The organism is Oerskovia sp. 140933 (assembly GCF_059651515.1).
In genome coordinates this window covers 140857-153417 of the sequence record NZ_JAMXIO010000001.1, presented here as the reverse complement: position 1 = coordinate 153417, position 12561 = coordinate 140857, and the positions used below count along the sequence as shown (strand labels likewise).

The following is a 12561-nucleotide window of genomic DNA, read 5'->3' as shown; positions in this document are numbered from 1 at the left end:
GGGCTGGGCTCGGTCGCGTTGCTCGGGCTGGTCGGCGCGGGGGGCCGTCACGTCGGTCACGTCACTCCTCGAAGGTGTTGATCAGCGAGTGGGCGGCACGCTCCAGGTAGTCCCAGAGAGTTGCCTCGTGCAGCGGGGCGAGGTCCAGGGAGTCGACGCCGGCGCGCATGTGCGTGAGCCAGCGGTCCCGCGCGTCGGGGTTGACCTTGAACGGCGCGTGCCGCATGCGCAGCCGCGGGTGGCCGCGCTGCTCGGAGTACGTCGTGGGACCACCCCAGTACTGCTCCAGGAACATGGTCAGGCGGACCTTGGCGGGGCCGAGGTCCTCCTCGGGGTACATGGGCTTGAGCACGGGGTCCGCGGCGACGCCCTCGTAGAACACGTCGACGAGGCGCACGAACGTCTCGTGACCCCCGATCGCGTCGTACAGGCTGTCCGAGGACGCGACGGACTCGCGCAGGCGCGGAGCCGCGGTGCTCACCGGGAGGGCGCTGGGGGAGCTGCCGGGCGGCGGCGCGGGCGAGCCGCCGGGGTGGGGGACAGGATCGCTGGTCACGCGGCCATCATCCCACCCGGTCGGACCGGCCGGAGGACCCGGGTGACGTGACGCTCGCCGCTGTCGGGCTCCTCACAGCCCCAGCTCGTCGAGCTGGGGGAGGGCGGCACGCACGGCTGCTCGCGCGTCGGCCGCGCTCTCGGCGGCGAGCGCGAGCTGTGCGACCTCGCGGCACTCGGCGACCGTGACCGCGCCCAGCAGGGCGGCGACGTCGGGGATCGCGCGGGCCGTCATGGACAGCGAGGACACCCCGAGCCCGACGAGCACGGACGCGAGCACGGGGTTCGACGCGGCCTCGCCGCACACGCCCACGGGTCGACCCTGGAGGTCGCCGCCGCGGCAGGTCGCGGCCACGAGCTGGAGCACGGCGGGCTGCCAGGGGTCGCTGAGCTCGGCGAGCGAGCCGAGGAGGCGGTCGGCCGCCATCGTGTACTGCGTGAGGTCGTTGGTGCCGATCGACGCGAAGTGCGCGCGGGCGAGCACGGGCCCGGCGAGCAGTGCCGCGCTGGGCACCTCGATCATGACGCCCGCGGTCCCCAGGCCGTGGGCCGCGCAGCGCGCGACGAACCACTCGGTCTCGGCCACGGTCGAGACCATCGGTGCCATGACCCACACGACGGCCTCCTCGGCGGCGGCCGCGAGGGCGATCGCCTCGAGCTGCTGCTCCAGGAGGTCGGGCCACTTCTGGGCCGTGCGCAGCCCGCGCACCCCGAGGGCCGGGTTCTCCTCGTCGTCGACCGACAGGAAGTGCAGGGGCTTGTCCGCCCCGGAGTCGAGCGTGCGGATCACGACCTTGCGGCCGGGGAAGGCGCGGAAGACGGTGCGGTAGGCCTCGACCTGCTCCTCGGTCGTGGGCGGTTCCTCACGGTCGAGGAACGCGAACTCGGAGCGGAAGAGACCGACCCCCTCGGCCCCGGCCGCCGCGGCGGGCGCCGCACCGGCCGGGTCGCCGATGTTGGCCAGGAGCTGGACGCGGTGCCCGTCGGCGGTGCGTCCCTCCCCGGAGAACGTCCGCACGGTCGCGGCGAGCGCGCGCGCCGCCGAGACCTGCGCGTCGGTGGGGTGCACGACCACGGTCCCGGCCGACCCGTCCACGAGGACCGTGTCGCCGGCGACGAGCGCCGCGCTGGCCCCGGCCGCGGCGACGACCGCAGGGATGCCCATGGCGTTGGCGACGATCGCGGTGTGCGACGTCGGCCCGGCCCCGTCCGTCACGATCGCGAGCACGCGTGCGGGGTCCAGCCCGGCGGTCACCGAGGGGGCCAGGTCGGACGCGACGAGCACGAACGGCTCGGGGTGGTCCGGGACGCCGGGGGCGGGACGGCCCGAGAGCGCGGCGACGATCCGGTCGCGCACGTCCGCGATGTCGCGCGCACGCTCGGCGAAGTACCCGCCGAGGGCCTCGAACTGCTGGGCCACGGACTCGGCGGCCTCCCACACCGCGCGCTCGGCGACGAGATGCTCCTCGACGACCCGTCGTTCGGCGTCGGCCGCGAGCGTGGGGTCGGTGGCCATGGCGGCCGTGGCCTCCAGGACGTCGCGCGTGTCCCCGGTCGCGGCGGCTGCGGCGCGGTCGAGGTCGGCCTGCACCTGCGCCGCTGCGACCGGGATGCGGTCGGCCTCGGCGCGCAGGTCGGCCGTGGGGCTCAGCCGGAGCCCGGGGGAGGGCTCGGCGAGCGGCTCGGGCAGGAGGACGACCGGCCCGACGACCTTTCCGGGGCACACCCCGATGCCGGTGATCGTCCGCTGTTCCTCGCTGGTCACGACGTCCTCCTGAGCTCGCCCGACCCCGGCGGTCGGCCGGGGGCCCTCTCTGGCAGTGTTCCTCAGGCGCGAGGGGAGCGCCAAGCGGGCGGCCGTGGCGGGCGTCGCTCTCTCCGGGAAGAGGCGCGGCAGGCCCGACGGCGCCACGGCGGTCCCGCGCACGGGTCGCGGCCCGCAGGACCCGCCCCGGGCCCGGGGGAGACCTGCGCGGCCGGACCCGCCCGGGCGGGCGAGCAGCGCCGTCGGGCCGTGAAATCGCCCGCTGTTCTCCCTCCCGGGCACCGGCTGCGAGACTAGGGTGTGAGGAAAGAGGCCTGTTCCCAGGCCTTGGCCCCGGCAACGACGCCCGCAGCACCGAGTCAGGAGTTCGTAGATGAGCAAGGCACAGCAGATCCTCGAGGCGCTCGGCGGACAGGCGAACGTGATCGACCTCGAACCCTGCATCACCCGGCTGCGCGTCGAGGTGACCAACCCGGCCCTGGTCGACGAGGTCGGGCTCAAGGCCACGGGCGCGTTCGGCGTCGTGCGCTCGGGCCGCGTCATCCAGGTCATCGTGGGGCCGGAGGCCGACAACCTCGCTGCCGAGCTCGACACCCTGCGCTGACGCGAGCAGATGCCCCCGACCGGTCCCGCACGCCCCGTGAGGACCGGCTCGTCGCACGACGAGCCGGTCCTCGTGGTCGGAGCACCGCTGAGCGGTACCGTCCGCGCGCTGACGGACGTCCCCGACCCCGTCTTCGCGCAGGAGTTCGTCGGCCCCGGGCTCGCGATCGAGCCCACCGTGGACCGGGACGGGATCTCGACGGTCGTGGCGCCCGCGGCCGGCGTCCTCGGCTCGCTCTTCCCGCACGCGTTCGCGCTCGAGACGCCCGGGGGACGCACCGTCCTGGTGCACCTCGGGATCGACACGGTCCGGCTCGGCGGCGAGGGCTTCCAGCTCCACGTCGAGGCCGGTGACCAGGTCGAGGTCGGTGCGACCCTGCTGTCGTGGGAGCCCGAGCGCGTGGCCGCGCTCGGCCTTCCGACCGTGTGTCCCGTCGTCGCGCTCCAGGGGGACCCCGCCGCGCTGACGACGCTCGTCGAGCCCGGCCGGGCGGTCCGGGCCGGGGAGCCCGTGCTCTCCTGGGCCTAGCGGCCCGTCAGCGGCCCGTCAGCGGCCCGTCAGCGGTCCGGCTGCGACGGGTCGTCGGCCATCGCGTCGCGGCCTGTGTCGCGGGCCGTGGCGGACGCCCCCGGGGGCTGCACCGAGTCCCGCCGCTGCACGGAGTCGCCGTTCTGCACCGTGTCCCTGTTCTGCAAGGTGTCCTGCGGGCCCGTCGCCGGAGCCGCGCCCCGGGCCGGGGCGGTGCCGTGCGGCGGGACCTCGGCGTCGGGTACCGCGGCGTCCTCGACCTCGGCGGGGGCCTCCGCCCCGGGCAGGGGCACCCTGGCCGCGGCGAGGCGCTCGCGGACCGTCGTGCGCAGGGCGCGCGAGACCTCGCTCTGCATCGCGGCCTGCGTCTTGACCGAGACCCTGAGGACCATCTCCTCGGGGGTCATGGACTCGATGCCGGACACGGCGGGCTGCTCCAGGAGGTACGTCCCCAGGACGGGGTCCGCCGCGACCTCCTGGCCGGCGTCGCGCAGGACCCGCTCGACCTGCTCGAGGTCCGCGAAGTAGGCGACGTGCACCTCGACCGAGGCGCGCCCCCACTCCTGCGACTTGTTGCCCGTGCGCAGGATCTCGCCGTTGCGGATGTACCAGAGGGTGCCGTCGGCGTCGCGGACCTTGGTCACGCGCAGCGCGACCTCCTCGACCGTGCCGGACACGACACCGAAGTCGACCGAGTCGCCCACCCCGTACTGGTCCTCGAGCAGCATGAACGTGCCGGACAGGAAGTCCTTGACGAGGCTCTGTGCGCCGAAGCCCAGGGCGACGCCCACGATCCCGGCCGACGCGAGGAACGGCGCGATGTTCATGCCCAGCTCGGTCAGGACCATGAGGACGATCGTGGTGCCCACGAGGATGTTCACGGTCGAGCGCAGCACCGAGCCGATCGTGCGGGCCCGCTGGGCGCGGCGGGCGTTCGCGAGCGGGTTGGCCCGCAGCAGCACCGTGCCGACCGCGGACTGGCTCAGGCCCTTCATGCCACGGCGCTCGGTCAGCGGTGTGCCGTCGGCGATGTGCTCGGCGACGCGGTTGATGAGCCGGCGCAGGATCGCGAGCAGGATCGAGCCGATCACGACGATGAGGATGATCCGCAGGGGCGTGCCGAGGAACCACTCGAGCCAGACGTTGGCCGTGTCCGCGAACTGCTCGCCCACGCTGTCTGAGGGGGACGGGGTCGGAGAATCCATCCCGGCAGGTTACCTGCCGCGACCGCCCGCCCGACGACGTCTCCCGCGCCTCACCGGGGCCCGTGCGCAGGTCGCGAAGACGGTGTGAGAGGCGCGCGAGAACGACGTGCACGCGCCCGAACCCGGCCCGCCGGCAGGACGGGCGCGCCGCCCCGGCACCCATCACCCGCGCCACACCGGCCCCAAGCGCTGCCGTCGCCGCATCGCTCTGGCAGGATCACCCTCGTGAGCGTTCCACAGCATGTCTCGGCCGAGGTCCCCGAACCGCTGGTCCAGCTGGCCGCTGCCCATGGCGTCGCACCGGACTTCTGGGGCTTCGACGGCACGCAGCGCCAGGTGAGCGCGCAGACGCTCGTCGCTGTGCTCGAGGCCCTCGGCGTGCCGGCCTCTTCTCCCGAGAAGGTCGCGGTCAGCCTCGAGCACTCGGTCGACGACGAGTGGCGGCAGATGCTGCCCCCGACCCTGGTCGTGCGCCAGGGCGACGAGGTCCGCTTCCCCGTGCACGTCGCCGACGGTTCGCCGGTCGAGGTGTGGGCCGAGCTCGAACCCGTCGAGGCGCACGGGTTCCGGTCCACCGCTCCACCGGTCCGTGAACGTCGGGCTCTCGCTCAGGTCGACGCGTACGTCGAGCCGCGCACGGTCGACGGGCGGGCGATCGGGCGCGCGACGTTCGCCGTCCCGGCCGACCTCCCGCTGGGCTGGCACGAGGTCCACGCCACGAGCGACGGCACGCAGGCGCGGGCGACGCTGGTCGTGACGCCGCAGCGCCTCGAGCTCCCCGAGCCCCTCCGGGAGGGGCGGGCCTGGGGGCTCATGACCCAGCTGTACTCGGTGCGGTCCAAGGCGTCGTGGGGCGTGGGAGACCTCGCGGACCTCGCGGACCTCGCGTGGCTGGGCGCGCACCGGGCCGGTGCCGACTTCGTGCTGGTCAACCCGTTGGCCGCGGCCGAGCCGCGCACGCCCATGACGCCGTCGCCCTACCTGCCCACGAGCAGGCGGTTCGTGAACCCGCTCTACATCCGCGTCGAGGACGTCCGCGAGACGGGCTACCTGTCGGCCGCCGACCGCTCGCTCGTGGAGTGGTCGTTCGACCCGGTCCGCGACCTGAGCTCCGACGCGGGGCCCATCGACCGTGACGCCGCCTGGGAGGCCAAGAAGGCTGCGCTCGAGGTCGTCTTCGCGGCCCCCCGGTCCACCGCGCGCCAGGCGTCGTTCGACGCGTTCCGGGCCGAGCAGGGCAAGGGCCTCGAGGACTTCGCGACGTGGTGCATGCTGGCGGACCACTTCGGCGACCGCGACTGGCCGCCGCTGGCCCTCGACCCCTCGTCCCCGACGGTCGCCGCCCTCCGGGAGCAGCACGACGACCAGGTCGAGTTCTACTGCTGGCTGCAGTGGGTCGCCGACGAGCAGCTCGAGGTCGCGCAGCGCACGGCGCTCGACGCCGGGATGTCGGTCGGGATCATGCACGACCTCGCGGTGGGCGTGCACCCGCACGGCGCGGACGCGTGGGCGCACCGCGGTGTGCTCGCCCGGGGCGTGACGGTCGGCGCACCGCCGGACATGTACAACCAGCAGGGGCAGAACTGGTCGCAGCCGCCGTGGGACCCGCGCGCCCTGGCGCGTGCCGGGTACGCACCGTTCCGTGACCTGCTGCGCACGGTCCTGCGGCACGCGGGAGCGATCCGGGTCGACCACGTGATCGGCCTGTTCCGGCTCTGGTGGATCCCGGGGGCGGCGCGCGCCGACGCCGGCGCCTACGTGCGCTACGACCACGAGGCGCTCGTGGGCATCCTGTGCCTCGAGGCCCAGCGTGCCGGGGCGCTCGTGATCGGCGAGGACCTCGGGGTGTTCGAGCCGTGGGTCCGCGAGTACCTGACGGAGCGCGGCATCCTGGGGACGTCGGTGCTGTGGTTCGAGAAGGACGAGGCGGGGCGTCCGTTGGCCCCCGAGGCGTACCGCCGGCTGGCGTTGGCGACGATCACCACGCACGACCTGCCACCGACCGCGGGCTATCTCGCGGGCGAGCAGGTCGACCTGCGCGAGCGCCTGGGCCTGCTCACCGAGCCGGCCGCCCACGTCCGTCAGGTCGCGCGCGCCGAGCGGGACGCGATGGTCGCCCTGCTCACGGAGCGGGGGCTGATCGGCGAGGACCCGTCGGAGCGTGAGCTCGTCGAGGCGCTGCACGTCCTGGTCACGCACTCCCCGGCGGTCCTGGTCGGGGTGTCGCTGGCCGACGCGGTGGGGGAGCGTCGGACGCAGAACCAGCCGGGGACGGACCAGGAGTACCCCAACTGGAAGGTGCCTCTGGGCGACCCGTCGGGCAACGTGGTCCTGCTCGAGGACCTGTTCGACAACGCCCGGCTGCTCTCGCTCGCGAAGGTCATGCGCGAGGCCCTGTCCTGACCCTGGCGCCGGGCCGGCGGTCCGTCGTCGAGGAGGAGGTTCCGGCCCTCTCCGTCGACGCGATCCCTCGACCTGGTGCAGGTACCGGGAACGACCGACGCCGGGGTGGAGGGATCGTTCCCCTCCACCCCGGCGTCGGTCGTCGGGGGTGCGTCAGCCTCAGACGTCCGCGGCCTGCGCCGTGAGCGCCCGCTCGACGCCCGCCAGGTTCTCGACGACCAGGCGGCGCAGCGCCGGGGCCGCGTCGGCGTGGGCGTCGAGCCAGGCCTGCGTCGCGTCGCGCAGCTCCTCGTTCGCGAGCGCCGCCGGGTACAGGCCCACGACCAGCGTCTCGGCGATGTGGTAGCTCCGCTCGGCCCACAGCGTGGTCAGCGAGGAGAAGTACCGCTCGACGAGCGGCGCGAGGACGGCCGGGTCGTTGACGTGCTGGAAGCCCTGCGTCGTGGCCCGCACGATCGCGTTGGGGGCCTCGTCCGACTCGACGAGCGAGGCGAACGCCGCGACCTTGGCCTCGGTCGTGGGGGTCGTCGCGGTCGCGCGCGCAGCCGACTGCTGGCCCGTCGCCGTGCGGTCCTGCGCGAGCGCGGCGTCGACCTCGGCCTGGTCCGCACGGCCCAGGAGGACGAGGCCCTCGAGGATCTCCCAGCGCAGGTCGGTGTCGATCTCCAGCCCCTCCAGGGCCGACGAACCGTCGAGCAGCCCGCGCAGCACGTCGGCGTGCGCAGGCGTCGAGGCCAGGTGCGCGAAGAACTTCACGAACTGGAACTGGGCGTCGGTGCCGGCCTGCGCGGACTGCGCGAGGCGCCACAGCTCGTCGCCGACGACCGCGAGCGTCGCGGCCTGCCTGCCCGGTGCGACGTACGACTTCGCGGCCAGCGCGAGCTGGTTGAGCGTGGTGCGGATGGTCGTGGACTCGGTCTCGCGGGCGATGTTGCCCAGGACCAGGCGCACGTACTCGCTCGCCGGGGTCTCGCCGTCGCGCGTCGCGTCCCAGACCGAGCCCCACACGAGCGAGCGTGCGAGCGGGTCGGTGATGTCGGCGAGGTGCTCGACGGCGACCTCGAGCGAGGCGTCGTCGAGACGGATCTTGGCGTACGCCAGGTCGTCGTCGTTGAGCAGCACGAGCTGCGGCCGGTCGAGGCCCGCGAGCTCGGGGACCTCGGTGCGGACGCCGTCGACGTCGATCTCGACGCGGTGCTCACGCACCAGGGCGCCGTCGACCACGTTGTAGAAGCCGATCGCGAGGCGGTGGGGACGGATCGTCGGGTAGTCGGCCGGGGCCTCCTGGAGCACCGCGAACGACACGATGCGCTGGTGCGCGTCGAGCTCGATCTCCGGGCGCAGCGTGTTGACGCCCGCGGTCTCGAGCCACAGCCGTGCCCACGAGCCGAGCTCGCGCCCGCTCGTGGCCTCGAGCTCGGTCAGCAGGTCCTTGAGCTCGGTGTTCCGGTACTCGTGCTTCTTGAAGTACTGGGCCACGCCGGCCATGAAGGCGTCGATGCCGACCCAGGCCACGAGCTGCTTGAGGACCGACCCGCCCTTGGCGTAGGTGATGCCGTCGAAGTTGACCTGCACGTCCTCGAGGTCGTTGATGGTCGCGACGATGGGGTGCGTCGAGGGGAGCTGGTCCTGGCGGTAGGCCCAGGCCTTCTCCATCGCGGCGAACGTGGTCCAGGCCTCGGTCCACTCGGTGGCCTCGGCGGTCGCGAGCGTCGAGGCCCACTCCGCGAAGGACTCGTTGAGCCACAGGTCGTTCCACCACTTCATGGTGACCAGGTCGCCGAACCACATGTGCGCGAGCTCGTGCAGGATCGTCACGACGCGGCGTTCCTTGATCGCGTCGGTGACCTTGGAACGGAAGACGTAGGTCTCGGTGAACGTCACGGCGCCCGCGTTCTCCATGGCCCCGGCGTTGAACTCGGGCACGAAGAGCTGGTCGTACTTGGCGAACGGGTACGGGTAGTCGAACTTCTCCTCGAAGAACGCGAAGCCCTGGCGGGTCTTCTCGAAGATGTAGTCCGCGTCCAGGTGGGGCGCGAGCGACTTGCGCGCGAACACGCCGAGCGGGATCACGCGGCCGTCCGAGGAGGTCAGCTCGGAGCGCTCGACCACGTACGGGCCGGCGACGATCGCGGTGATGTAGGTCGAGATGACCTGCGTGGGCTCGAACGTCCACGTCGAGGCCTCGACGGCGTCGTCGGTGGCGTGCGTCGCGGGGACGGGCTCGGGCGTGGGCGAGTTGGACACGACCTGCCACGCCGACGGCGCGGTGACCGTGAACTGGAACGTCGCCTTGAGGTCGGGCTGCTCGAACGCGGCGAACACGCGGCGCGAGTCGGGTACCTCGAACTGGCTGTAGAGGTAGACCTCGCCGTCGACCGGGTCGACGAAGCGGTGCAGGCCCTCGCCCGAGTTGGTGTAGGCGGCGTCCGCGACGATGCGGAGCTCGTTCTCGGCGGCGAGACCGTCGAGCTGGATGCGGGAGTCGGCGAAGACCTGCTCGACGTCGAGCGCCTCGCCGTTGAGGACGACCTCGTGGACCGTCGGAGCGATCAGGTCGATGAAGGTGCTCGCCCCGGCGGTCGCGGCGAACCGCACCACCGTGGTCGAGCCGAACGTCGTGGGTCCCGTGGTGAGGTCGAGGGCGACCTCGTAGGAACGGACGGTGACGACACCGGCGCGCTCGGCGGCTTCGGCGCGGGTGAGGTTCTCTCCGGGCACAAACATCTCCTCAGTACGGATCGGGCTGGCCGGGTGGGCCGCGTCGATTGTCCCACGGGGACCCCCGCAGGTCGCCGCCTCTCGCGGGAACCTCGGGGAACCGGAATGTCCGGGTCGGGGTGCGTGTTGACAGGGCGGGGCAGCGGGACCGCGCCCCTGTCCGACCCTGCCCACCTGCTGAGGAGACCTGCCCCGTGACTGCTGTGACGACGTCGTACACCGTGGACGAACCGCGTGAGGGCGACGCGCCCGTGCGCACCGCCGACTTCTGGTTCGACCCGCTGTGTCCCTGGGCCTGGATGACGAGCCGGTGGATGGACGAGGTCTCGACGGTCCGCGACGTGAGCGTGCGCTGGCACGTCATGAGCCTGTCGGTCCTCAACGAGGGCCGCGAGCTGCCCGAGAAGTACCGCGACCTCATGGAGCGCGGCTGGGGCCCGGTCCGGGTCGTGGTCGCGGCGCAGCAGGAGCACGGCGACGAGGTCGTCAAGCCGCTCTACGACGCGATCGGCACGCGCCTGCACCCGGGCGGGCGCAGCGATTTCGACGCCGTGATCGCCGAGGCGCTCGCCGAGGTCGGCCTGCCCGCCTCGCTCGCCGAGCACGCGACGAGCGACCGCTACGACGCCGAGCTGCGCGCCTCGCACGCCGAGGGCATCTCGCGCGTGGGCGAGGACGTCGGGACGCCCGTGGTGGCGTTCGGGGACGTCGCGTTCTTCGGTCCGGTCGTGACGCCCGCGCCCAAGGGCGAGGACGCGGGGCGGCTGTGGGACGGGTGCGTCCTGGTCGCCTCGACGCCCGGCTTCTTCGAGCTCAAGCGCACGCGCACGCAGGGGCCGGTCTTCGACTGACCCCAGGCTGCCGCCCGACGGCGCGTCCCCGGCTCCGGCCGAGGGGCGCGCCGTCGTCGTCCCCGCCCGTCCTGCCCGACGGCGTCACCCGCCCCCGCGCGAGGGCGCACCGGTCCCGTGCGCGGTCGTGCGTCGGGTGGGCGGACCGGACGTGCGACCGGGCGCTGGACCGGGCGCCGGACCGGGCGCCGGACCGGGCGTGGAAGGATCGACGGCATGGTTCCCTGGAAGCAACTCGTCGACGATGCCCCCGACCTCGCCGCGCGCGTGCGCTCCCGCTTCGAGGCGGCAGGGCAGCACGTCCTGGCGACCCGCACGCTCACGGGATCGCCGCGGGTCAGCGGCACCGAGGTCGGTTTCTGGGGCGACGAGGTGTGGGTCGGTTCGACGTCCCGCTCGGGCAAGTCGATGGACCTGCTCGTCGACCCCCGGTGCGTTCTTCACTCCAACCCGGGGGACGGGTCCCGGACCCAGGGGGACGTCCAGGTCGACGCGACGGTTCGCGCCCTCGCCAAGGACGCCCCGCGCAGGGCCGAGGTCCTCGCCGCAGCAGGTCGGACCGAGCCGTTCCAGCTCTTCTGGCTCGACCTCGTCCGGGTCCGCCTGACCACGGTCGTGGACGACGCGACGCGTGTGGAGACCTGGCGCCCGGGCACCGGGGTGCACGTCGACGTGCACCCGACCTGAGCGGGTCTCCGGGGCGGGGCCAGCAGCGGCTTGCCGGACCTCCGGTGTGGTGCATACGGGACTGATCGGACAGCCCTGTAGTTCGACCGACGCCCGGAGGCCGTGCAATGCTGCGTACTTCTGCCCCGGATCTGCGGGGCCCCCGTCCTCAGAGGAGCTGTGATGTCCGGCAACGCCCCCGTGCCTCCGCCGCCCCCGCACTCCGAGCCTGCCCAGCAGCCTCCGGTCATCCAACCCCGGGCCCAGCGGTCCACGCCGCCGCCCTCAGCCCAGGACCAGCAGGCCACGGCGTACCAGCCGGTGCAGCCGGCTCACCCGGCCTACGGTCAGGACCAGCAGGCCACGGCGTACCAGCCGGTGCAGCCGGCTCACCCGGCCTACGGTCAGGACCAGCAGGCCACGGCGTACCAGCCGGCGCAGCCCGCGTACCAGGCTCCGGCCTACCAGCAGCCCGCGTACCAGCCGCCGCCGCCCGCGTTCGCGCCCGGCTCCGGCCAGCAGCCCGGCTACGCGGCGCCGCAGCAGCCTGCGCCGCAGCAGCAGTACGCCGCGCAGCAGCCTGCGCCTCAGCAGTACGCGCCCCAGCCGCAGTACGCGCCCCAGCAGGCCTACCAGCCCGCGTACACCGAGCAGCCGCAGCCGGCCCCCCCAGGGGGCTCGGGCAGCGGCCAGGGCGGTCGGCCAGGCAAGAGCAGGCGCGGCCTCAGCCCCGGGTGGATCGCCTTCATCGCGGTCGACGTGATCCTGGTCGGGATCGTGATCGCGTTCGCGATCAACCTCGCAGGCGGCAGCGACGGAGCTCCTCCGTCCGAGGGGCCCGGCACGTCGGCCGAGGCGCCCGCGGCCGAGCAGCCCGAGGCGCCCGCCGAGGAGCCAGGTCCCGCCGTGATCACGGGGGAGTCCGTGACCAGCCCCAGCAAGAACATCACGTGCACGATCAGCGAGGACGGCGTCTCGTGCGGCATCGCCGAGCTCGCGACGCAGCCTGCCGCGGTCGACGGGTGCAAGGGGACCAAGGGGTACGTCGCGACGCTCACGGGCGACGGCGTCGACATCCCCTGCGTGCCCTCGGCGGACCAGCCCAAGAAGGCCGGCAACGACGTCCCGGTGCTCGAGTACGACCAGTCCAAGGAGGTCGGCTCCTACTCCTGCACGAGCTCCAAGACCGGCATGCGCTGCACCGACAGCGAGACGGGCAAGGGGTTCAACCTGGCGAAGGCCGGGCTGTCCTCCTTCTGAGCC

General features: G+C 73.5%; 10 protein-coding genes. 6 read left to right on the top strand and 4 right to left on the bottom strand.

The window, feature by feature from the left end:
* Nucleotides 1–61: 61 nt before the first annotated feature.
* Both NHG27_RS00675 and ptsP read right to left on the bottom strand, forming a co-directional pair.
* Complete coding sequence (locus tag NHG27_RS00675; RefSeq protein ID WP_497014477.1) at nucleotides 62–460, bottom strand: globin; 399 nt, start codon at nucleotides 458–460, stop codon at nucleotides 62–64.
* A 168-nt stretch (nucleotides 461–628) separates the two neighbouring features.
* Nucleotides 629–2320 carry a phosphoenolpyruvate--protein phosphotransferase gene (ptsP, locus tag NHG27_RS00670; RefSeq protein ID WP_497014411.1) on the bottom strand — a complete coding sequence of 564 codons (1692 nt, stop codon included), beginning with the start codon at nucleotides 2318–2320 and terminating at the stop codon, nucleotides 629–631.
* A gap of 373 nt (nucleotides 2321–2693) precedes the next feature.
* Between ptsP and NHG27_RS00665 the strand changes: the two genes are divergently transcribed.
* The gene (locus tag NHG27_RS00665) at nucleotides 2694–2924 is read left to right on the top strand and encodes a PTS sugar transporter subunit IIB (RefSeq protein ID WP_193720682.1); all 231 of its coding nucleotides are present in this window, start codon (nucleotides 2694–2696) and stop codon (nucleotides 2922–2924) included.
* Nucleotides 2925–2933: 9 nt separating this feature from the next.
* Nucleotides 2934–3452: a PTS sugar transporter subunit IIA gene (locus NHG27_RS00660; protein WP_193720683.1), complete on the top strand. Its 519-nt coding sequence runs from the start codon at nucleotides 2934–2936 to the stop codon at nucleotides 3450–3452.
* Between the two features lie 29 nt (nucleotides 3453–3481).
* Here the strand turns inward: NHG27_RS00660 and NHG27_RS00655 are convergent, their stop codons facing one another.
* Nucleotides 3482–4657, bottom strand: a complete 1176-nt coding sequence (locus NHG27_RS00655; RefSeq protein ID WP_497014410.1) for a mechanosensitive ion channel family protein — start codon at nucleotides 4655–4657, stop codon at nucleotides 3482–3484.
* A gap of 225 nt (nucleotides 4658–4882) precedes the next feature.
* On the opposite strand from NHG27_RS00655, the gene malQ reads away from it, so the two are divergent.
* The gene (gene malQ / locus NHG27_RS00650; RefSeq protein ID WP_193720685.1) at nucleotides 4883–7060 is read left to right on the top strand and encodes a 4-alpha-glucanotransferase; all 2178 of its coding nucleotides are present in this window, start codon (nucleotides 4883–4885) and stop codon (nucleotides 7058–7060) included.
* A 159-nt stretch (nucleotides 7061–7219) separates the two neighbouring features.
* On the opposite strand, the gene pepN is transcribed toward malQ, so the two are convergent.
* The gene (gene pepN / locus NHG27_RS00645; protein ID WP_497014409.1) at nucleotides 7220–9781 is read right to left on the bottom strand and encodes an aminopeptidase N; all 2562 of its coding nucleotides are present in this window, start codon (nucleotides 9779–9781) and stop codon (nucleotides 7220–7222) included.
* Between the two features lie 203 nt (nucleotides 9782–9984).
* Between pepN and NHG27_RS00640 the strand changes: the two genes are divergently transcribed.
* The 3 genes from NHG27_RS00640 (at nucleotide 9985) to NHG27_RS00630 (ending at nucleotide 12558) form a co-directional block, all read left to right on the top strand.
* Nucleotides 9985–10632, top strand: a complete 648-nt coding sequence (locus NHG27_RS00640) for a mycothiol-dependent nitroreductase Rv2466c family protein (protein ID WP_407671933.1) — start codon at nucleotides 9985–9987, stop codon at nucleotides 10630–10632.
* A 216-nt stretch (nucleotides 10633–10848) separates the two neighbouring features.
* On the top strand, nucleotides 10849–11319 hold the full coding sequence (locus NHG27_RS00635; protein WP_497014408.1) for a pyridoxamine 5'-phosphate oxidase family protein: 471 nt from the start codon (nucleotides 10849–10851) through the stop codon (nucleotides 11317–11319).
* Between the two features lie 162 nt (nucleotides 11320–11481).
* Nucleotides 11482–12558 (top strand): hypothetical protein, encoded by a 1077-nt coding sequence (locus NHG27_RS00630; protein ID WP_497014407.1) that lies wholly within the window; start codon nucleotides 11482–11484, stop codon nucleotides 12556–12558.
* The last annotated feature ends 3 nt before the right edge of the window (nucleotides 12559–12561 follow it).

Excerpts from the sequence above, each read along its gene's own strand:
- NHG27_RS00665 (WP_193720682.1), top strand. The coding sequence starts at position 2,694 with ATGAGCAAGGCACAGCAGATCCTCGAGGCGCTCGGCGGACAGGCGAAC.
- NHG27_RS00660 (WP_193720683.1), top strand. The coding sequence starts at position 2,934 with ATGCCCCCGACCGGTCCCGCACGCCCCGTGAGGACCGGCTCGTCGCAC.
- NHG27_RS00655 (WP_497014410.1), bottom strand. The coding sequence starts at position 4,657 with ATGGATTCTCCGACCCCGTCCCCCTCAGACAGCGTGGGCGAGCAGTTC.
- NHG27_RS00635 (WP_497014408.1), top strand. The coding sequence starts at position 10,849 with ATGGTTCCCTGGAAGCAACTCGTCGACGATGCCCCCGACCTCGCCGCG.
- NHG27_RS00630 (WP_497014407.1), top strand. The coding sequence starts at position 11,482 with ATGTCCGGCAACGCCCCCGTGCCTCCGCCGCCCCCGCACTCCGAGCCT.